The 19,757-nt window shown below is 43.9% G+C and carries 18 protein-coding genes and 1 pseudogene; 16 read left to right on the top strand and 3 right to left on the bottom strand.

The genetic code is table 11. The features are described 5' to 3' along the window. A pseudogene (locus G601_RS22970) lies at positions 1 to 254 on the bottom strand (RNA-guided endonuclease TnpB family protein); the annotation flags it as partial. 80 nt (positions 255 to 334) lie between these two features. Here G601_RS22970 and G601_RS26135 point away from each other — a divergent pair. From G601_RS26135 to ilvD, 16 genes are all read left to right on the top strand, one after another. Beyond that, the gene (locus tag G601_RS26135) at positions 335 to 475 is read left to right on the top strand and encodes a hypothetical protein (RefSeq protein ID WP_155834519.1); all 141 of its coding nucleotides are present in this window, start codon (positions 335 to 337) and stop codon (positions 473 to 475) included. An 8-nt stretch (positions 476 to 483) separates the two neighbouring features. Continuing rightward, positions 484 to 888, top strand: a complete 405-nt coding sequence (gene tnpA / locus G601_RS0111220) for an IS200/IS605 family transposase (RefSeq protein WP_026493307.1) — start codon at positions 484 to 486, stop codon at positions 886 to 888. A 76-nt stretch (positions 889 to 964) separates the two neighbouring features. Continuing rightward, complete coding sequence (locus G601_RS0111225) at positions 965 to 2,746, top strand: sensor histidine kinase (RefSeq protein WP_026665405.1); 1,782 nt, start codon at positions 965 to 967, stop codon at positions 2,744 to 2,746. Next, positions 2,731 to 4,329: a response regulator transcription factor gene (locus G601_RS0111230; protein WP_026665406.1), complete on the top strand. Its 1,599-nt coding sequence runs from the start codon at positions 2,731 to 2,733 to the stop codon at positions 4,327 to 4,329. Before G601_RS0111225 ends, G601_RS0111230 begins: the two co-directional genes overlap by 16 nt. Positions 4,330 to 4,466: 137 nt before the next feature. Beyond that, entirely contained in the window at positions 4,467 to 6,005 is a 1,539-nt protein-coding gene (locus G601_RS0111235; RefSeq protein WP_035790704.1) for an ABC transporter substrate-binding protein, read from the top strand. 106 nt (positions 6,006 to 6,111) lie between these two features. After that, a complete protein-coding gene (locus tag G601_RS0111240; RefSeq protein WP_026665408.1) occupies positions 6,112 to 7,050 on the top strand; it encodes an ABC transporter permease in 939 nt (312 codons plus the stop codon). 11 nt (positions 7,051 to 7,061) lie between these two features. Next, positions 7,062 to 8,000: a carbohydrate ABC transporter permease gene (locus G601_RS0111245; protein ID WP_242834414.1), complete on the top strand. Its 939-nt coding sequence runs from the start codon at positions 7,062 to 7,064 to the stop codon at positions 7,998 to 8,000. Positions 8,001 to 8,101: 101 nt separating this feature from the next. Next, complete coding sequence (locus G601_RS0111250; RefSeq protein ID WP_026665410.1) at positions 8,102 to 8,971, top strand: Nif3-like dinuclear metal center hexameric protein; 870 nt, start codon at positions 8,102 to 8,104, stop codon at positions 8,969 to 8,971. Positions 8,972 to 9,002: 31 nt separating this feature from the next. After that, complete coding sequence (locus G601_RS0111255) at positions 9,003 to 9,803, top strand: alpha/beta hydrolase (RefSeq protein ID WP_026492776.1); 801 nt, start codon at positions 9,003 to 9,005, stop codon at positions 9,801 to 9,803. 15 nt (positions 9,804 to 9,818) lie between these two features. Next, positions 9,819 to 10,631: an alpha/beta hydrolase gene (locus G601_RS25050; RefSeq protein WP_051205768.1), complete on the top strand. Its 813-nt coding sequence runs from the start codon at positions 9,819 to 9,821 to the stop codon at positions 10,629 to 10,631. 88 nt (positions 10,632 to 10,719) lie between these two features. Further along, positions 10,720 to 11,916 (top strand): GDSL-type esterase/lipase family protein, encoded by a 1,197-nt coding sequence (locus tag G601_RS0111265; protein WP_026665411.1) that lies wholly within the window; start codon positions 10,720 to 10,722, stop codon positions 11,914 to 11,916. 9 nt (positions 11,917 to 11,925) lie between these two features. Next, the gene (locus G601_RS0111270; RefSeq protein ID WP_026665412.1) at positions 11,926 to 12,768 is read left to right on the top strand and encodes an AraC family transcriptional regulator; all 843 of its coding nucleotides are present in this window, start codon (positions 11,926 to 11,928) and stop codon (positions 12,766 to 12,768) included. Between the two features lie 90 nt (positions 12,769 to 12,858). Further along, positions 12,859 to 14,271, top strand: a complete 1,413-nt coding sequence (locus G601_RS0111275; RefSeq protein ID WP_026665413.1) for an ABC transporter substrate-binding protein — start codon at positions 12,859 to 12,861, stop codon at positions 14,269 to 14,271. A gap of 118 nt (positions 14,272 to 14,389) precedes the next feature. Continuing rightward, positions 14,390 to 15,274: a carbohydrate ABC transporter permease gene (locus tag G601_RS0111280; protein WP_035790705.1), complete on the top strand. Its 885-nt coding sequence runs from the start codon at positions 14,390 to 14,392 to the stop codon at positions 15,272 to 15,274. After that, positions 15,271 to 16,101: a carbohydrate ABC transporter permease gene (locus G601_RS0111285; protein ID WP_051205770.1), complete on the top strand. Its 831-nt coding sequence runs from the start codon at positions 15,271 to 15,273 to the stop codon at positions 16,099 to 16,101. The genes G601_RS0111280 and G601_RS0111285 overlap by 4 nt, the downstream gene beginning before the upstream one ends. Before the next feature lie 33 nt (positions 16,102 to 16,134). Then, on the top strand, positions 16,135 to 17,883 hold the full coding sequence (ilvD, locus tag G601_RS0111290; RefSeq protein WP_026665416.1) for a dihydroxy-acid dehydratase: 1,749 nt from the start codon (positions 16,135 to 16,137) through the stop codon (positions 17,881 to 17,883). On the opposite strand, the gene G601_RS25055 is transcribed toward ilvD, so the two are convergent. Together G601_RS25055 and G601_RS0111300 are read right to left on the bottom strand one after the other, a co-directional pair. Further along, on the bottom strand, positions 17,868 to 18,335 hold the full coding sequence (locus G601_RS25055; RefSeq protein ID WP_026665417.1) for a histidine phosphatase family protein: 468 nt from the start codon (positions 18,333 to 18,335) through the stop codon (positions 17,868 to 17,870). The genes ilvD and G601_RS25055 overlap by 16 nt on opposite strands. Positions 18,336 to 18,365: 30 nt before the next feature. Next, a complete protein-coding gene (locus G601_RS0111300; protein ID WP_026665418.1) occupies positions 18,366 to 19,598 on the bottom strand; it encodes a hypothetical protein in 1,233 nt (410 codons plus the stop codon). Between the last annotated feature and the right edge of the window lie 159 nt (positions 19,599 to 19,757).

The following is a 19,757-nucleotide window of genomic DNA, read 5'->3' on the forward strand; positions in this document are numbered from 1 at the left end:
AGAATGGTTTTATATCTTGCGATAACAGTCTTAAATACAGACTGAGCCATTTGAGATTTAAGTCCAAACTCTTCTCGGAGTGTAGAATACAAAACCTTGTTAAGTGAGAACTGTTTTAGGTCGTGAGTACGGAACACATAGTCAGACACAAAATTACAGGCAGCAGAATAAACAGACATGGTTTTATCAAGTAGAACCTTATTGTCTGCACTAACGGATATCTGAATTTTAGCCGTGACTGTCATCTGTTCCATAGTGTACCTCATTGTAACTTCACTAAACAAATGATATAATATATATTAGTGAAAGTCAATTATTTGTAGGAGATTTTATCATGGAAAACAAAGTTAAAGACATAATAATCCAAGCCCTGAAAGACGCAGGTTACGAAATCGAACTTGATAATGGAATACTCATAGTGGATGATTACGATACCAATAATGGAGTTTCCGTAAAAATCGCGACATTATCGTAAAACAGCTTATGGATAGCAGATATAATCGCCATAACAGGCGCAAGTATAGTTTAAAAGTACATATAGTCCTCGTAACAAAGTACCGTAAGCAACTGCTTAAAGATTCTATCGCTGACGATGTAAAGCAGAAGATATACGATATCTGCAATTCTAAGGGTTACAGCATTATTGCTATGGAAACCGATAAAGACCATATACATTTTCTTATCAGTTACGATACTACGGACAGAGTTTGCGACATGGTAAAACTTATTAAACAGCAGACCACATACTATCTTTGGCAGAAATATCCAAACTTTTTGTCTAAACAGTATTGGAAGAAGAAAATCTTTTGGTCTGACGGATATTTTGCTTGTAGTATAGGCGAAGTATCATCAGCCACTATACAAAAGTATATCGAGAGCCAAGGTTAATGGCTACGAATTTACAAGGCTCCTCCCACCGCCCAAGGGCAGTGGGAGGAGCCTACGAAACCGAAAGGGTTTATTTATGAAAACAGATGAAACAAAAAAAGTCTCCTTTATCAGGATCATAGCCATAGCTTCAGTAGGGTACCTTCTGCTCATGATCGTTATTCTGTCCGCAGTGTGGTGGAATACATCAGGAACACTGGAGGATAGCGCTGCTGCGTCCATTACTCAGGCCAGGGAGATGGCGTCCTACGAAATAGAAGAGGTGCTAAAATCCAACGAGCAGGCGCTGGCTTCGGTTTTGCAGAATAATGAAAATATACAGGTCTTCGAGTATGGGAATGAAAATCAGAGGGCTATAGCTGCGCAGAACATGGTTCAGATATTGAACAGGGCAGCAATGACAAGTAGTGACGTTCAGACACTTGTTTTCTATGACCTTGTAGGGGATACCTACATAGCAAGGACAGAGCCTAATATTTCATACGAAGAGACATCTAATATAGAGAAGACTATACGGCAGCTTGTGGAGGATAATCCCGGCAATATGCCTTCATCCTGGTTCTATTGGAAAATAGGTGAAGACAGCTATCTTCTTAGAATGTATAAGAATAAAAAGAGAATGCTCGGCGTTCTTGTAAAGGTGTCAAATATTTCCGATTTTTATTCACCTGAAAGTGGGATTGAATATACTCTTGTGTCTGATGATGGCCAGATAATTGCAGAGTATGGAGCCATAGAAGCTGCTACAGACGAAGATGCATCCCTGACACACGGTGGAAACGGTCTGATAAAGGACTATCTGACCGAAAACTATATCGATGTTTGCAGATGGTCTCCGGACAAGGAGTATTATATTTCCGGAACCGGTTTTGCAAGCGGAGATTTTTCGCTTTTCCTTAGTATGACCAGAAGCAAGGTCTATGGTGGCTTTCAGATTCTTCAGGTGGTTATAATAATCCTGATAGTAATCGCGATACTGATGCTGGTGTTTATGAGCATTTATGCGAGAAAAACAGTTTTTTCACCTCTTTCTGACCTTCTTCGTGCCATGAGAGAAATCGAGAAGGGTGACCAGAACGTGAGGCTCTCTGACAATGCGGACACCACAGAGTTTCAGCAGATAAATACGAGCTTCAACAAGATGATGGACACCATTGTTAATCTCCGCATGAAATCCTACGAGGAGAGAATAGCCTTTGACGAAGCTACTTTAAAATATGTTCAGCTTCAGATTAAGCCTCACTTTTTCCTTAATGCGCTGACAACAATTCACAGTATGTCCTATCAGAACAAGAATGAAGAGATAAGAGAGTACATTGAGAGGCTTTCAAGGAACGTAAGATACCTGTTTAAGTCAGGCCTTCACACGGTGCCGCTTTCTGAGGAAATCGAACACGCGAGAGACTACATTGCGATGCAGGATATTCTCTATCCGGGTTCTGTTTTTGATTTTATAGATATCGGAGAGGGACTGGAGGATTATCCGGTTCCGCAGCTCCTTGTACATACGATTCTTGAAAATATATACAAGCATGCCGTATCAGTTGATAAAATGATATCCATATTGATTTCCGCAAAAGCAGAGGAGCACTATGGTGAAGAGATGTGCCACATCACAGTGGAGGATGACGGCGATGGATTTCCGGAGGAATTCCTTGCGGATGTGAAAAATGGAAATGTAAAGGTCAAGGAAAACGGACACGGAGTAGGGCTCTGGAATCTGAAAAAGACACTAAGTCTTATGTACAGAAGAGATGACCTTATCGAGTTTTCAAATAAAGATACCCATGGAAGCCGCGTAGATATGTGGATTCCTAAGAGAGTTAAGAGGCAGAGCAGTTTATGGATGCAATCGTAATAGATGATGATATATCCACGGTGGACGTAATAGTCGCCAATGTGGACTGGGATAAATTTCATATAGATAAGGTGCACACAGCCTATAATGTGGCTTCTGCGCAGAGGATTTTTAAGGACAATGACATAAGCATAGCTGTCTGCGATATTGAGATGCCCATGGGAAGCGGCCTTGACCTTATAAAGTGGGTCAGGGAGGAGAAAATCGATACCGAATTCATTTTCCTTACAAGCCATGAGAAATTCGATTATGCGAGACAGGCTATTGAATACAAGGCATCAGGCTATGTGGTTAAACCCTTTAATGCAGACAGAATGGAGGCGGAGCTCACGTCTGCCCTGCAGAGATTAAGCGACAGACAGGAGATACAGAAGGCTTCGAAATTCGAGGAGCTTTACGCAGGAAGTCTTGAATATGTTGAGGGTTCCTTCTGGGATGATGTACTGCAGCGAAGGATTGTAGAGGACAGGAGTATCATTGCGAAGGAAGCTGCAAACAGAGGGCTTGATATAGATACTGACAGCACCTACAGACTTTTCATAATAGCGAGTGGCAATCCCGAGCAGATAGGTGAGAAGATCGGTAAGGAATCCGTGGGACTCTATGAAAAGGACCTTACGGCCTTTGTGACTGACAAGCTCTGCTGTGAAAAACTCCACCAGGGAAGGATAGTAAACTATCATGTTAAGAACCTTCTCTACACCGCTATCATCTGCGGAGATGAGTCCAAGACCATAGACCAGGAGTTTATCGATGAAGCGCTAAAGGAGCTGGGGAATGTTATAACCGTATATATAGGAAACTCCTGTAATATAGAAGAGCTCCATGAGACAAAGCTTCACATCGAGGAGCTGGACAGAAATAACGTGGCTTCCAAGGGAAGAGTTTTCCATGAAAATGATGAGATTGTAATGCTCTCAGAAAAGGAACATATCCTGGATCAGGAGCAGATAAGACTTCTTCTTAATGAAAAGAAGAAAAAGGAACTTCTGAACCTTCTTAAATTCAGCATGGAGAGCCTTGCGAACCAGAAGAAGCTCTCAGCAGCCACGCTTACCATAATAAAGCAGGATCTTTTGCAGATAGTTTTCGTATACCTTCACAGCAAGGGGATCCAGGCTACGCAGCTTTTTGCAAATGATGCCTTTGTGCTTCTTGAGAGTCAGTCCACGGATTCGCTGATGGACATGATGCGTTTTCAGGTGCATCTGATCTCAGCCACAATTGACTATGTAACTGAGGTTGAGCAGTCAGACTCCATTGTGCAGCGTGCCAAGAACTACGTGCACCAGCACTACGCAGAAGATATATCAAGAACGGAGATCGCTGAGAGCGTGTTCCTCACACCTGAGTACATGGCTAAGATGTTTAAAAAGGAGACAGGCGTAAGTCTTAAGCAGTACATAAGCGACTACCGTGTTCAGATTGCAAAGGAGCGCCTTTCAAGTCCCGGAGTCCGCATCAGTGACGTGGCAGCAGAGGTGGGCTTTGACAATTTTTCCTACTTCTCAACGGTATTTAAGAAGACAACAGGCTATACTCCCGGTGAATACCATGCCATGACTACGGGACAAAACGAATAAAAAATTCTATTTACGAAAAAAACTTAAAATTAAAAATTAATGTCTTGTTTTTAAAAGAAAGAGAATTACCTCCCTTTGTATAATGAGTTTACTTCAAATGAAGAGCAATTAAACACAATGTACAAAGGGAGGTAATTATGTTTAAAAAAGCTATTAGCACAATTCTTGCCGCAGCTATGACATTTTCACTTGTAGCATGTGGTTCATCTGATGGGGGCGCACAGAGCGCAGGTTCAGATAACGATACAAAGACTGAGGCGGCAGCAACCGCTGACGGAGATTACGACCAGATCACTTATGCGTTCGTAACCTTCAATACAGTTCCTGATGATACTTCTGATGTAGAAGAGGCTCTCAACGAGATCACAAGAGAGAAGATTGGAGTTGAGGTTCATCTTATGCCTCTTTCAATCGCTGATTACACACAGCAGGTAAGCCTTGCTGTACAGAACGGCGAGATCGATATTTTCCACACACTTGGCGATCTTGGTAATAGTATTGCAAGTGATATGTGTTACGACATCACAGACATGATGGACACAGATGCAAAGGAGACCAAGGAACTCTTCGAGGAGGAGTGGCTCAAGACCACAATGCAGGACGGCAGACTTTATGCTATTCCTACACTTAAGCCCTTCGCACTTCAGCCCATGCTTCTTTACAGAAAGGACATCGCTGAGGAACTCGGACTTAACATGGATACAGTAAAGACAGCAAAGGATCTCACAGATATCTTTGCACAGGTTAAGGAAGCTCATCCTGAGATGACACCTCTTGCTCCTGTATCTCAGGGCGACAGCGGTCTTACAAGATGGATCCCCAATATCGACTGGCTTGGTGATTCCTTCGCATCACCCACAGGTGTTCTTCAGGGCGAGGACATGACAGTAACAAGCTACTATGACCTTACAGATTTTGAGGACTATGCAAACCTTGTAAGAGACTGGTACTCAAATGACTACATCATGAAGGATGCAGCTACAACAACATCTGCAGCAGCAGAGCTTATGTCTTCAGGTAACTACTTCGCTTACTCAGCATCATATAGCTATCCTCTCGAGGACACAGCAGCTTCACTTTCAGCTCCTTCAGGCTACGAGCTTGGTGCAATCGCACTCGGAGATGCTTACCTTGATACATCTTCAATCAATGCAGTAGCACAGGTTATCGCATCAACTTCTGAGAATCCTGATGCAGCACTTAAGTTCCTCAACCTTACATACACAGACGCTGATGTAATCAACACAATGCTCTATGGTATCGAGGGCAGAGATTATACAAAGAACGAAGACGGAACAGTTTCTTATCCCGAGGGACAGGACGCTGCAACAGTTCCTTACACAGCACAGCTTTCATGCGGTGTTCTTGGTAACTTCTTCATCCAGTGGCCTTTAGAGGGCTCAGGCTCAGAGGAGTCACTTAAGTGGGAGGACGAGCAGAACCACAACGCTCCTTCATCACCTGCAATGGGCTTCACCTTTGATGCATCAGGCGTTCAGACTCAGTACACAGCAGTAAGCAATGTAATCCAGCAGTATCTGCCCGGTATCGCTTGCGGATCAGTTGAAACAGAGTCAGCACTTGCTGGGTTCAGACAGGCACTTAAGGATGCAGGCTATGACGATATCCTCGCTGAAAAGCAGAAGCAGCTTGACGCTTGGGTAGCAGCACAGTAATTCATTAGTTTTTATAAAAAAATATAAGCAGGCCGGTATATCTTAAAAGGTCACGAACCAGGTAGACATACTGGCCTGTATATATGTAAAAGAGGAAGGAATTTAGATGTCTGAAAACAAGTCCAACATTAAAAAAGTAAAAAATAAATATGCTAAATCGGGTCCGCTTCTTTTGATAGCAGCGCCGGGTATCTTATATCTTCTTATCAACAACTATATTCCGATGTTTGGTATCTTTCTTGCTTTCAAGAATTTTAGTTATAAAAAAGGAATCTGGAAGAGCCCCTGGAATGGTTTTCAGAACTTTAAATTTCTGTTCCAGACAAAGGATGCCATCATAATGACAAGGAACACAATCCTTTATAATCTGGCATTTATCGTAATTGGAACAGTCTTTGCGATCACCATCGCGATTTTCCTGAATGCTCTTGGTGACAGCATCAGAACTAAGTTCTTTCAGTCAGCTCTGCTTCTTCCTAACCTTATGAGCTGGGTTATCATCGCATACATGGTATATGCGTTCCTTAATTCCGACAGTGGTTTTATCAATAACACCATCATGAAGGCATTGGGAAAAGAGGATATTGCCTGGTACATGGAGAGAGGCTACTGGCCCTTTATCTTAACGATAGTTTACCTTTGGAAAAATGCCGGCTATATGTCAATCATCTACCTTGCAGCAATTGCAGGAATTGACAAGTCAGTATACGAAGCAGCGAGCCTTGACGGTGCGACCAAGCTTCAGCAGATCTTCAGAGTGACACTTCCGCTTCTTAAGCCCACAGTCATCATCATGACACTTATGGCAGTCGGAAGAATCTTCTTCTCTGACTTCGGTCTGTTCTATCAGGTTCCTATGAACTCAGGTGCGCTCTATGCCACAACCCAGACCATCGATACCTACGTGTACAGAGGTCTTATGGAACTTAACGACGTTGGAATGAGTGCCGCAGCAGGCCTTTTCCAGTCACTGCTTGGCTTTATCATCGTGGTTTCAGCTAACGCATTTGTCCGTAAAGTGGACAACGATAACGCACTTTTCTAAAGGAGTTAAAAATGGAAAATACATTAAAAATGGGAACAGCAAATATAGTAAGTGCCGTTCATGTCTCTTCGGATGCAAAGAAATTCAAGGCTATATCAACCATCGCCCTTGGAATTCTGGCAATACTGGCACTTTTACCGATAATACTTATCGTAGTTGCATCCTTCACGGATGAGACAACACTTCTAAGAAACGGATATGCATTTATCCCGGAAAAATGGTCCACAGACGCATACGTATATATGCTTCAGCAGGGTTCAACAATTTTCAGAGCTTATGGAATCTCAGTCCTCGTAACAATCGTAGGAACACTTATAAGCGTACTTATCACCACAATGATCGCTTATCCCATGAGCAGAAAGAACTTCAAATACCGCAACGTACTTGCATTTTTCGTATTCTTCACAATGCTTTTCAACGGCGGTGTAGTTCCTTCATACATGATGTGGACTCAGATTTTTGATATAAAAAACAGCATCTGGGCACTGATTCTTCCCAATTATCTGTGCGGTGCTTTCAATATTTTTCTTGTAAGAAACTATTATGCAAACAGCATCCCGGATGCACTTATCGAGTCTGCTCAGATAGACGGAGCAAGTGAGCTTACAATTTTCTTTAAGATCATTTTCCCTCTTGCAGTTCCGACAGTTGCAACAATTTCGCTTTTTACAGCACTTACTTATTGGAATGACTGGGTAAACGCGCTGTACTACATACAGAAGCCACAGTATTACGGAATTCAGAACCTGCTCATCAGGATAATGAACAACATTCAGTATCTTAAGAGCGGCGCAGCCAGTGTGGCAGTAGGTACAGGAGCAATATCCCTTCCAAGCAACGCAGTGAGAATGTCCATGGCGGTTATTGGAATTCTACCTATTGTAGTTATTTACCCTTTTGTGCAGAAATACTTTGTTAAAGGCGTTGTCGTAGGTGCTGTGAAAGGCTGAGAACACTTGGCGAGGTATTTCCGAGCCTAGTGTGAACGTGTTCTGGATCGGGCTTTAGCCCGATAGCAGAACTTCCTTGTGAAAACTGTGAGGTGAAAAATATGAAAATATCAGATGTTTTGGCGAGCGTATACGCATACCATCCCGACCTTGGTCCTGATTATGATGGATGCGATGGAATAAAGTGTGGGGACCCCGACAGAGAGTGTACAGGCATTGTATCAGCCCTCGTTCCCAATGTTGATGTAATAAGAAAAACAATTGAGATGGGCTGCAACCTGCTTTATGTACATGAGCCCACAAGCTACCTTACCCCCGACCTTAAGGGATGGAGAGCTAATTATAAGTGCGACATCTATGATGAAAAGATGAAGCTCCTTGAGGACAACGGTATTGTTGTTTTCAGGGATCACGATCACATGCATGCCCACAGACCCGACAGCATCTTCACAGGTGTGATCAAGTACATGGGCTGGGAGGATTATCTTAAGGATTCAGGAAATAAGGTTCCCTTTGGCTATGTTATCGAGCTCCCCGAGGAGGTTACGGTAGCAGAGATGAACAAGGAGCTCATAGATAAGATAGGACTTCACGGAACAAGATATATCGGACGACCTGAGGATAAGATCAAAAAGCTTGCTCTCGTCGGACATATCTATCCCGATGCATTTATACCTGCATCTGAAAAGGGCGGCTATTACACTGACTACACAACGGAGATTATCCGCGCAATGCAGGAGGAGCATATAGACGCAATCATCCCCGGAGAGATAATCGAGTGGAATCTGCTGTCCTATATAAGGGACGGTATTTCTCTTGGAAGAAACATGGCATGCTTTAATATCGGCCACTTTAACTGGGAGGAGCTTGGTGCAAAATATGCTGCAGACTGGCTGACAGACCTTACAAAGGGCGAAGTAAAAGTATCATACGTTCCGACAGGAGATCTGTGGAACTATCAATTAGCATAACTACTATTTAGCATAACGTAGGAGGCAAAAAATGGCGACAGGAAGACTTAGATTTTACTCCATTTCGCAGATGGGGCAGGTGAATATCTCATATGTAATACCTAATGATATTCCGCCTATAATGGTTGAGGGGAACGAGCATTTTAAAAGACCAATGAAGACACTTTATCTTCTTCACGGCTTTTCAGGTAACGAGAGTGACTGGGAGTACAATGGCGTTGCAGAGGATATCGCAGGAAAATATAACCTGGCAGTTATCATGATAACTGGCGGCAACAACTTCTATCTGGACAGAAAGGCAACAGGCTGTCAGTACGGAACCTTTGCAGGAGAAGAGGTTGTTAATTATACAAGAAAATTATTCGGCCTTTCAGAAAAAAGAGAGGACACACTGATCGGTGGCCTTTCCATGGGCGGCTTTGGTGCAATCCACACAGCACTTGCTTATCCTGAGACCTTCGGCGGAGTTGTGGCTTTGTCATCAGCTCTTATCATCCATGATATTGCAGGTCTTAAGGAAGGCTTCCAGGATATGATGGCCAACTACGATTACTACAGAGAAGTATTCGGAGACCTTGATAAGGTCAAGGAATCTGATAACAACCCTGAGGTTCTTTATACAAAGCTCAAGGATAAGGGGGCAAAGATTCCTCCGATCTACATGGCTGTTGGAACAGAGGACTTCCTCTATGAGAACAATCAGATCATGAGAAGATTCTTTGAAGAGAACAAGGCTGATTTCACCTACGAAGAGGGACCCGGAATCCATGACTGGAATTTCTGGAACGAGTATATCTTCAAGGGGCTTGACTGGGTTCTTGGAAAAATCTAAAAGGAGCTAAACGTAATGTCTTTTTCAGAGGTACATTTTTTATCGGATAGTTTAAAGCAGGGAGTGTCGGTTTGCGTATTCATGCCCGAGAGAGGACCCTTTGGTTCCGACGCTGAGCCTCCCTACAAAACAGTATATTTTCTTCCCGGCTACAGCGGGGATTATGCAAGCATTATCACAATGCTTGGAATCCGCAAGCAGGCTGAGCTCAAGGGCCTTACGGTTGTAATGCCAAACGGCCAGAATGCTTTTTATATAGATCACCCGGAGAGAAATGCCAATTACAGCAAGTTCATAGGTGAGGAGCTTATCGAGAGAACAAGGGATATGTTCAGACTCTCTGATAAAAGAGAGGATACCTACATTGCGGGAATATCCATGGGCGGCTACGGAGCTCTTTTAAACGGTATCAGATACCATGACGTGTTCTCCAAGGTTGCTGCATTTTCACCTGCGACCAATCCCTGGACACTTCTTTCAGAGCCTGAGAAGGGCGGCTTTGGTGCTGCTGAATTTGCCAACATGTTTGGAACCAGGGAAGAGTACGAGAATGGCCCCTGGAACATTTTGAAGGCCTATTCAGAAGCAGATAAGTCCATAATTCCCGAGCTGTTTATCGGCTGCGGAGATCACGATATAGCAGTAGATTCACAGGTTAAGGAATTCAGAGAAACTCTTGATAAGTCAGAGGTTCCCTACAGGTATTTCGGAACTGAAGGTAACCACGATTTTGATACCTGGGATAAGATGCTTGATCCTGCATTTTCATTCCTTGCAGGTATTCCTGAGGGAAGCAGGAACTCACTCTCCATTCCTCCAATGGAATAAAAAATTGACAATTAGCTGGGTAAGAATTGCAAAGTAATGCGCATACATCTTTCCTATAATAGAGTTCGTAAATGGAGGTATATGCAGTATGAAATGGCTTAGTACTTTTAAATATCTGAAAATCGGATATGGAGAAAATATAGCACTGGCTGACAATCTTACTCAGAGAGTGTCCTTTGATAACAATGTCGATGCAGACAGGGTAAGAGTCAGATTCACCAACCGCTACAGCAAAAATGAACTCAGGATTGCCAAGGCAACCATAACAAAGGAAGGCGCTTCAAAGATTAGCAGCATCACTTTGGATGGAAAAGAGGAGATAAAGCTTGGCCCTGATGAAGTGGTATTTAGCGACGAGGTGGATTACAAGATCAGCGCCGGTGACAGGCTGGTTATAAGTATTTACTACAAGGACAGACAGGAAATGGATTCCATCTGCTGCTTCTGGTCAGACGGCGGAGCCGAGGTTAATTACTACGAGGGCGATGTCACAGAGGCTGATGAAAATAGTCTTGGAGCTTCAAAGGGAACACTTCCGGAGATAACCTCTGACATTTTAAGAGATGATGCCAATATCGGTATGATGAAGATTTTCTCAGGCTTTGATATCGTGCAGGCTCTCGCAGATGATGACACCAAGGTTATCGCAGCCTTCGGGGATTCCATAACTCACATGTCCTTTTACACCAATGCACTTCAGAAGAGACTGTATAAAGCATATCCCGGAAAGCTGTCCCTTATCAACTGCGGTATAGGCGGCAACAGACTGGTGGATGATGCGACCTATGTTAAGGCAGCGGGAAAACAGCTTGTGCTTTTCGGAAAAGCAGGAGTAGACAGATTTGAGGAGGATGTCTTCGGAATCGATGAGGTGGACACTGTTCTTACTCTTATAGGAATAAACGACATAATGCATCCGCTTTTCTTAGAGGACAAGGAAGAGACCACAAGCGGAGAGGACATTGTAAACGGATATAAAAAGATAGCAGCTCTTGCCCATGATAATGGCGCAGAGATTTACTTTGGAACAATAACACCTTGCGGAAATGACGAGTATCCTGACTGGTGGCTTCCAAAGTTCGAGGCTTCAAGAAATAAGGCCAACGAATGGATAAGAAGCGGCGAGCTTATCGATGGATTTTTCGATTTCGACAAGGAGCTTAGGAATGACAATAAGCCGGGATATATGAAGGATGACTGTAACATCGGAGACGGACTTCATCCTAATACCGAAGGTGGCAGGAGGATGGCTGATCTGGTAGATATAAAGGCTATTGTCGGATGAGGGGATAAAATGGCAGAGCACTACGAAAGCGAAGCGTTTATTTATAATCAGGTTCCTGTACGTATATTTAATCATTGCTATGACGGAACAGAGATTTTTACAGGCCTTCACTGGCACAGGAACATTGAGTTTAATCTTACGACCAGCGGCAGGATAAAGATGAACATTGACGGCGAGACCGTGCACCTTCCTGCCGGATCGTGGTGCATAGTTAACAGCGGCGAGCTCCATTCCAATCACTGGATTGAGCCCACTGACCATTTCGAAGGAATCTGCGTGCAGATATCCAAGAGCTTCATGGACAGATGGGTAGGAGAGGGTAAACGCTTTGAACTTCCGGGCAGTCAGGCTGCCTATGACAGAATTAAGGATATACTGATAGAGTTTGGAGAATATCAGCGGACGGGCAAGGATGACCTTAGAAAAATGCAGCTGGTTTTTACGCTTTTAAATATGCTCTCCGATAACTGCATCAGGGAAGGAGGAGTTGTGGAGAGACACAATGAAAACGGGGATGCCAATATAAAGGCTATAATCAATTACATCGACGCGAATTACATGGAGCAGATGGACCTTGCTTCAGTTGCTGCGCATTTTAACTACACTCCTACATATCTTTCAAGAATGTTCAAGGAGCATGTGGGCAGGAATTTTTATCAGTACCTGCAGAATGTGCGTCTCATGAACTGTGTCGAGGAGATGAAGGACGAGGAAAATATAAGGCTTATGGAATGTGCCCTGAACCACGGTTTTCCTAATGCAAAATCCTTCATTTCAACCTTTAAAAAGACCTTTGGCTGTACGCCCTCAGAGTGGATTAAGCAAGGGAAAAAAACGGCCATTTTGGCATAGTAAAAATTGACAATTACACAGACAAAAATAGAAAAGCCTCCTGAAGGTGATTGCAGTATCCTAAAATCACCAGAAGGGAGGTATTTTTTTATGAAAAGAAAAATGATTAGTTTACTTATGACAGGTGTGCTTTCCGCTTCAGTCCTTGCAGGCTGTGGTAACGGTGGCACTAATAATGCATCAGGGGATGGGTCAGCAGCTTCTACTGAGACAAGTGAGGCGACTGCAGAGGCTTCCGAGGAAAAGGCAGATGCCGGATCAGAGGAGAAGGCAGAGACTTCAGGAGAGCCGGTTAACATTTCATTCTATACAACAGAGACTGGTAAGGATGATATGTATCAGGCACTTATCGAGGACTTCCAGGAAAAGAATCCCGGAATAACAGTTGAGTACATCGCAGCAGGTGATGATCAGCTTCAGCAGTGGATGGCACTTTATGCTAGTAACGAGGGACCTACAGTTTCACTTATGGATCCCATTAACATCTGGGAGAACCAGGAGAGAATGCGTCCTCTTACAGGAGAGGCAATGCTCGATAACGTTGAAGAGGCATCTCTTTCAACAATGACCTTCAACGGAACAGTTTATGCAGTTCCCATGTCAGCAGCAGGAATCGGTCTTCTTTACAACAAGAAGGTTTGTGATGCAGCAGTAGGCGGAGACTTCGATCCCAGTTCAATCAAGACAAGATCAGACCTCAAGGATCTCTTTGATAAGATCGAGGCTACAGGCGTAGCAGGAACATGTATCACAGGCGTTAACTGGTCACTTGGTGCTCACTATCTTTGCCAGACCTACGGCGCAGCAATCGGTGATACAAAGGCTCGTGTTGACTATGTAAATTCAATCATCGGCGGCGAGACAAAGGAAATCGACAACGACGTATTCAACGGCTTCATGGACACACTGGACATGATGGTAGAGTACAACTACAACAAGAATGATCCGCTTGTAGGTGACGTTAACCTTGACGCTATGGCACTTGCAGAGGGCAAGTGCGGAACATGGTTCATGGGTGACTGGGCTTGGACATACATGGCTGAGCTTGTACAGGATGGCGATGAGTTCGGACTTATGCCCGTTCCTCACAACGACGATCCCGATGACATCACAAACCAGTATCTTCCTACATCCTATGCTAAGGGCTACTGCGTAGATGCCAGCCAGAACACAGAAGAGCAGCAGCTTGCAGGTCTTAAGTTCATCGAGTACATCACATCTGATGGCTACTCACAGGAGGCTCAGGCTAAGAGAGCAGGACAGGCACTTCCTTTCAAGAACTTCACAGCTACAATCGACAGCCCTCTTGGAAAGTCCACAGCTTCTTACATTTCATCTGGTAAGACAGTAGACTTCTACGGAACACCCAGCCTTTGCCCTTCAGACATCTGGTATGAGTGTGGCGCATATATGTGTGCTTACATCACAGGTGCCTGCGACAGAGAAAAGCTTGCAGCAGATATAGATGCTTACTGGGCTAACCAGGAAAAGAGAGAGTATTAAAAGAAAGTTTTGTGGCAGCTGAATGCTGCAAATATTTTAAAGCCTTCCCCCTCCGGGGGAAGGTGTCAGCGAAGCTGACGGATGAGGGGACCCTCATCAATAACTCGAGGAGAAAACTATGCACGGCAGGAAGAAAGCATTAACTAACATATTTGAATTTACATTATTTGGGTTGCCGTCCTTTGTGATCTGGTTTTCTGTTGTAATCATTCCATTTATCTATGGATTATGGATTACCTTCACAGACTGGAACGGACTGGCATTAGAGATCAACTTTATTGGAATTGAAAATTACAGGCACATTCTTACAGATGCAGCCTTTTTAGGGGCCTTTGCCAAGACGGTAATATATGCCCTCTTTACAGTATTACTCAGTAACCTTTTGGGATTTATCCTTGCCCTTGTTGTTACAAGCGGAATAAAGGGCCAGAATCTTTTCAGAACAGGCTTTTTTACACCTAACATCATCGGTGGAATCATCCTCGGTTATATCTGGAACTTCATCTTTTCATTCGGACTTACAAAGCTCGGAGAGATCACAGGTATCTCATGGATGCAGACCTCCTGGCTCACCAATCCCACAAGAGCACTTATGGCTCTCATTATCGTAAGTGCATGGCAGATGAGTGGATACCTTATGGTTATCTATATTGCAGGACTTACCGCAGTTCCCGCAGAGCTTATGGAAGCAGCGAGAGTTGACGGAGCAACCACCTGGCAGACTGTAACACAGGTTAAGCTTCCCATGATCAGAGGCACGATCGCTATCTGCGTTTTCCTTTCCATTTCCAGATGCTTCATGTCCTTTGACACCAACCTGTCCCTTACAGCAGGTGGCCCCTACAAATCAACAGAGCTCATCGCTTACAAGATTTACCAGACAGCCTTTACCAGCATGGATTTTGGTGAAGGACAGGCTCAGGCCATTGTTCTGTTTGTGATAGTTTCCATAATATCACTGCTTCAGGTTTACTTTACAAGGAAAGGAAGGGTTGACGCATGAGATCACTGAATAGAAAAAAGAATACCCTGTTTGTAGTGACACTCATAGTCCTCATATTCTTTATGGTGCCCTTCTACATGCTTGTGGTTAATTCATTTAAGCCGACAGCGGAGTTTTTAAAGAACCCCTTTGCGCTTCCCCAGAGCTTTAATCTGGAGAATTTCGCAACAGCAATTGAGAGAATGAACTTCTCAAAATCACTGTTCAACACTGCATTTATCACCGTGACAGCAGTGGTAGTAAACATGATAGTGTCCTCAATGACAGGCTATCTGTTTGCAAGAAAAAAGTGGAAGATCAACAAGATCATCTTCATGGCGTTCCTTGCATCAATGGTTGCGCCCTTCCAGGTTTACATGATTCCTCTTGTAAGAATCTATGCAGGTATCCTTGGATTTTCCAATAACCTTTTGATGGTTGCCTACATTGCAGTGGGACTTAACGTTCCCTTCGCAGTTTTCCTTTACTCCGGATTTGTTGAGGGAATTCCTACTGAGCTTGATGAGGCAGCACTTATTGATGGATGCAGCTTTACAAGGACATTTTTCCATATCATAATGCCACTTCTTAAGCCCATCATCATCACTGTAACGGTATTCGTTGCCATGGGTGTCTGGAATGACTTTTTGATGTCCAGTCTTTTCCTTACAAAGACTGAGACCAAGACACTGGCTATTTCAATCAAGACCTTCCTGACCAACCACTCTGCGGAGTACGCTCCCATGATGGCGGGACTTCTTCTCAGCGTACTGCCTGTTCTGATTTTCTATCTTATCGGACAGAAGTACATTATCGAAGGTGTTATCGCTGGTAGCGTCAAGGGATGATTGGTATAATACATCATATTGGGAGGCATTATGATGGAACTGATTAGCCAAAAGATGAGAAAACTTGCACCGGAGATGGATCCTCTGCGCATAGGCTGTGGTTGGAAAAAGGAAGACCTTGGAAAACCGCAGATCATTATAGAAAGCACTGCCGGGGATAGTCATCCCGGAAGCGGACATTTATCTGTCCTGGTAGAAGAGGTGCGGAGAGGCATCTATGATGCCGGTGGCTTTGGTGCAAGATATACCTGCACCGATATATGTGATGGCGAGAGTCAGGGAACTGACGGAATAAATTATTCCCTCGCAAGCAGAGAGATGATCGCCAATATGATAGAGATTCACGCGGGCGCTACGCCCTTTGACGGTGGCGTTTATATAGCAAGCTGTGATAAGGGTATGCCGGCTAATCTTATGGGAATGGCAAGAGTTGGGATCCCGGGAATTGTCGTGCCTGGTGGTACCATGAGTGCAGGCCCTGAGCTTCTTACTCTGGAGCAGCTTGGAATGTACAGTGCGAAGTACGAGCGCGGTGAGATTGATGAAGATAAGCTTTCCTGGGCTAAGGAAAATGCATGCCCTACCTGCGGCGCCTGCAGCTTCATAGGAACGGCTTCTACCATGCAGATCATGGCTGAGGCTATGGGACTCAGTCTTCCCGGAAGTGCGCTTCTTCCTGCCACAAGTCCTGATCTTAAGGAATATGCTTATAAGTCCGGTCAGAGAGTAGTAGAGCTTGCAAAGGAAGGAGTTAAGCCCTCTGACATAGTCACCATGGACTCACTTGAAAATGCGATCATGGTCCATGCGGCTATCTCCGGAAGTACGAACACGCTTCTTCATCTTCCGGCCATTGCTCACGAATATGGCCATGAGATAGACGGAGATACCTTTGACAGGCTTCACAGAGGAGCACATTATATCTTGAATCTTCGTCCCGCAGGAAAATGGCCTGCAGAGTTCTTCTACTACGCAGGCGGAGTTCCGGCGATAATGGAAGAGATAAAGGACAGCCTACACCTTGATGTTATGACTGTTACAGGAAAAACTCTTGGTGAGAACCTTGAGGAGCTTAAGGCTAACGGCTTCTATGAGAGGTGCAATAAATGGCTGGAAGAGGCTAATAGGAAATATAAAATCAGCGTCACAAAGGAAGATATAATTAAGCCCTACGATAAGGCTATAGGAACAGATGGAAGCGTAGCGGTGTTAAAGGGAAATCTTGCACCAGAGGGTGCGGTAATTAAGCACACAGCATGTCCTAAGGAGATGTTTAAGGCTGTACTAAATGCACGTCCCTTTGACAGTGAGGAGGAGTGCCTTGATGCTGTTCTCCATCACAAGGTAAATAAAGGCGACGCAGTATTTATCCGCTACGAGGGACCAAAGGGCAGCGGTATGCCTGAGATGTTCTATACTTCAGAAGCCATCAGCTCCGACGCTGAGCTTGGAAGAAGTATAGCACTTATAACGGATGGCAGATTTTCAGGAGCATCTACTGGCCCGGTTATTGGACACTGCAGTCCTGAGGCACAGGCAGGAGGCCCTATAGCCCTTGTTGAAGAGGGCGACCTTATAGAGCTTGATGTATTTGAAAGGAAGCTGAATATTATAGGAATTAAGGGAGAGAGAAAGACGCCTAAGGAGATAGAAGCTGAGCTCGAAAAGAGGCGAAAAGCCTGGAAACCTAAGCCGATGAAATATAAGAGTGGTGTTCTCAGACTTTTCAGCGAGCTTGCAGCAAGCCCCATGAAGGGGGCATATCTTCATTTTTCAAAATGAAGAGTTTCTCTTTTATAGGATTCGATATGATCCATATCGTTGAAGAGTTCGAGCCTTGGAATGATCATTTCTCCATTCTGGGCTGTGAAATCGATAATTGAAATGGAGCATACTCCATAGGGCATTGAGGTTAATACGAAGGGGAAGGGGAGGCTTAGCACATGTGAAAACATGATGGAGCCTGATCCTCCATGGGCAAAGAGGGCGATGTTTTTATCTTTGTTTCCCCAATCTATCTCGTGCATAAAATCGAGATTCTGTATTTCGAGGTTATGGCTTTTGGCTGTGTATGAAGCGGTTTCTCTCGCCCTTCCCATGGGAGAAGAGAATATAGCGCTAATGTCCTCATCCTTTAGCCTCATAGCCACATTAATCGCCTGCTTTTTACCGTTTTCAGTAAGGCAGTCGTTTGCATAATCAGGTTCGCCGTGTCTGACAAATATAAGTCTCATTAGTTTAGTCTCTTTTCTTTAAGTAATATTTTACAGCTCGAAATATTCTGCGGTTATGTGACTGATTTCAACGTCTGATTTTGAGCTGTTTTTATTTGATCTTCCGAAAATGGAGCCGGAGACACCCATTACGCTAAAAGGTCCGATGAACGCTACATCTGTTGAAACCTCTGAGATGACCGGCTTATGCTGATCGGCGCAGTTTACCTTGGCACAGTTTCGTATTTTAAGACGATCGCGGATGTATTCTGTGGGGATATCATCCGCGATGGTTACAACTGCACAGTCCTCCACAACCACTCCTTCGGGGTGGTTTTTCAGTGTCTCACTGTCTAAGGAAAACGTCGCTTTGTCCGAGATTACGAGACCTTCCATAATGATGACGTTTTTACAGGACACGTTCAACTCGTTATATTTTTTGGCACAGCATTTATCAAGACGTACGGTGCCATCAACTGAGAGAAACTTCAGTTTTTCAAGGGCAGGAAGACTTTCCTTTTTGATCATAAGATCGCCGATAACATACAGGTCATTTCCCATGGATGCGATGAGAGAATCATCAAGACAAATATCATCCATGTCAACAATCCTGCAGCTATCAGGAATCTCAACAATTTCTGCTTCTATGTTAATAAGTGGGAGAGTCTTCTCAAGGTGGCTTTTCCTAAGATATATCTTACTTGTCTGGAGATTTACGTTTTTCTCAGAGAGCTTATCAAAGTCAGTTTCGCAGTCCATATCATAGATTGAGGAGAGTGCAAAATATCCTGTATTTTCCTGAGCTCTAAGAGGGAAGTACTTATCAAGCTTATATTTATTATCGAGAATTACGTAGTCATCCGGATAAACCTTCGTCAATCCGTTTAGCGAGATTTTCTGCATTGGAAGACGGCCCGAGATGCTTTGCGGGCACATGATAATGCCGTTTACTTCAATCTTTTCATATAGATTAAGTGTATCCAATGAGCCGGGAGCAAGCTTGAGAAAGCCGTTGACTGTGAGGATGGTTCCGGCACTTACCTGAGTTTCAGGTGTTATGTCGTATATTCCGTTTACGCGCTGGATTTCTTTTCCTGAGGATATCAGTGACTCGCTTCGCAGAGAATCTGCCTCGATAGTAAAAGGAAGCATGCTCATAACCTGTCTGCTTCTGTCATCAACTATCATGGTATCTGCTTTTATAAGAATTTCCTCGTAGCCTCTGTAGTTGCTTTCGTTTATTCTTCTTGCATCACATACATCGCAGTTTATTTTAAGCTTCATGATTATTCGCGTCCTTTTTTACAAAAGTTTCCTATTAATCATACTATACGAGCTAGGTTGTAACAAGAACAAGCGTATGGTTTCATATTGTTGATACTGCTATGTTTTGGTATAATGTGATGCTGAGGGGAACAATATAATAATGGGAATGATGGTATG

It is taken from the genome of Butyrivibrio sp. FC2001, assembly GCF_000424125.1.
Taxonomy (GTDB): domain Bacteria; phylum Bacillota; class Clostridia; order Lachnospirales; family Lachnospiraceae; genus Butyrivibrio.

Excerpts from the sequence above, each read along its gene's own strand:
- G601_RS26135 (WP_155834519.1), top strand. The coding sequence starts at position 335 with ATGGAAAACAAAGTTAAAGACATAATAATCCAAGCCCTGAAAGACGCA.
- tnpA (WP_026493307.1), top strand. The coding sequence starts at position 484 with ATGGATAGCAGATATAATCGCCATAACAGGCGCAAGTATAGTTTAAAA.
- G601_RS0111225 (WP_026665405.1), top strand. The coding sequence starts at position 965 with ATGAAAACAGATGAAACAAAAAAAGTCTCCTTTATCAGGATCATAGCC.
- G601_RS0111230 (WP_026665406.1), top strand. The coding sequence starts at position 2,731 with ATGGATGCAATCGTAATAGATGATGATATATCCACGGTGGACGTAATA.
- G601_RS0111235 (WP_035790704.1), top strand. The coding sequence starts at position 4,467 with ATGTTTAAAAAAGCTATTAGCACAATTCTTGCCGCAGCTATGACATTT.
- G601_RS0111240 (WP_026665408.1), top strand. The coding sequence starts at position 6,112 with ATGTCTGAAAACAAGTCCAACATTAAAAAAGTAAAAAATAAATATGCT.
- G601_RS0111245 (WP_242834414.1), top strand. The coding sequence starts at position 7,062 with ATGGAAAATACATTAAAAATGGGAACAGCAAATATAGTAAGTGCCGTT.
- G601_RS0111250 (WP_026665410.1), top strand. The coding sequence starts at position 8,102 with ATGAAAATATCAGATGTTTTGGCGAGCGTATACGCATACCATCCCGAC.
- G601_RS0111255 (WP_026492776.1), top strand. The coding sequence starts at position 9,003 with ATGGCGACAGGAAGACTTAGATTTTACTCCATTTCGCAGATGGGGCAG.
- G601_RS25050 (WP_051205768.1), top strand. The coding sequence starts at position 9,819 with ATGTCTTTTTCAGAGGTACATTTTTTATCGGATAGTTTAAAGCAGGGA.
- G601_RS0111265 (WP_026665411.1), top strand. The coding sequence starts at position 10,720 with ATGAAATGGCTTAGTACTTTTAAATATCTGAAAATCGGATATGGAGAA.
- G601_RS0111270 (WP_026665412.1), top strand. The coding sequence starts at position 11,926 with ATGGCAGAGCACTACGAAAGCGAAGCGTTTATTTATAATCAGGTTCCT.
- G601_RS0111275 (WP_026665413.1), top strand. The coding sequence starts at position 12,859 with ATGAAAAGAAAAATGATTAGTTTACTTATGACAGGTGTGCTTTCCGCT.
- G601_RS0111280 (WP_035790705.1), top strand. The coding sequence starts at position 14,390 with ATGCACGGCAGGAAGAAAGCATTAACTAACATATTTGAATTTACATTA.
- G601_RS0111285 (WP_051205770.1), top strand. The coding sequence starts at position 15,271 with ATGAGATCACTGAATAGAAAAAAGAATACCCTGTTTGTAGTGACACTC.
- ilvD (WP_026665416.1), top strand. The coding sequence starts at position 16,135 with ATGGAACTGATTAGCCAAAAGATGAGAAAACTTGCACCGGAGATGGAT.
- G601_RS25055 (WP_026665417.1), bottom strand. The coding sequence starts at position 18,335 with ATGAGACTTATATTTGTCAGACACGGCGAACCTGATTATGCAAACGAC.
- G601_RS0111300 (WP_026665418.1), bottom strand. The coding sequence starts at position 19,598 with ATGAAGCTTAAAATAAACTGCGATGTATGTGATGCAAGAAGAATAAAC.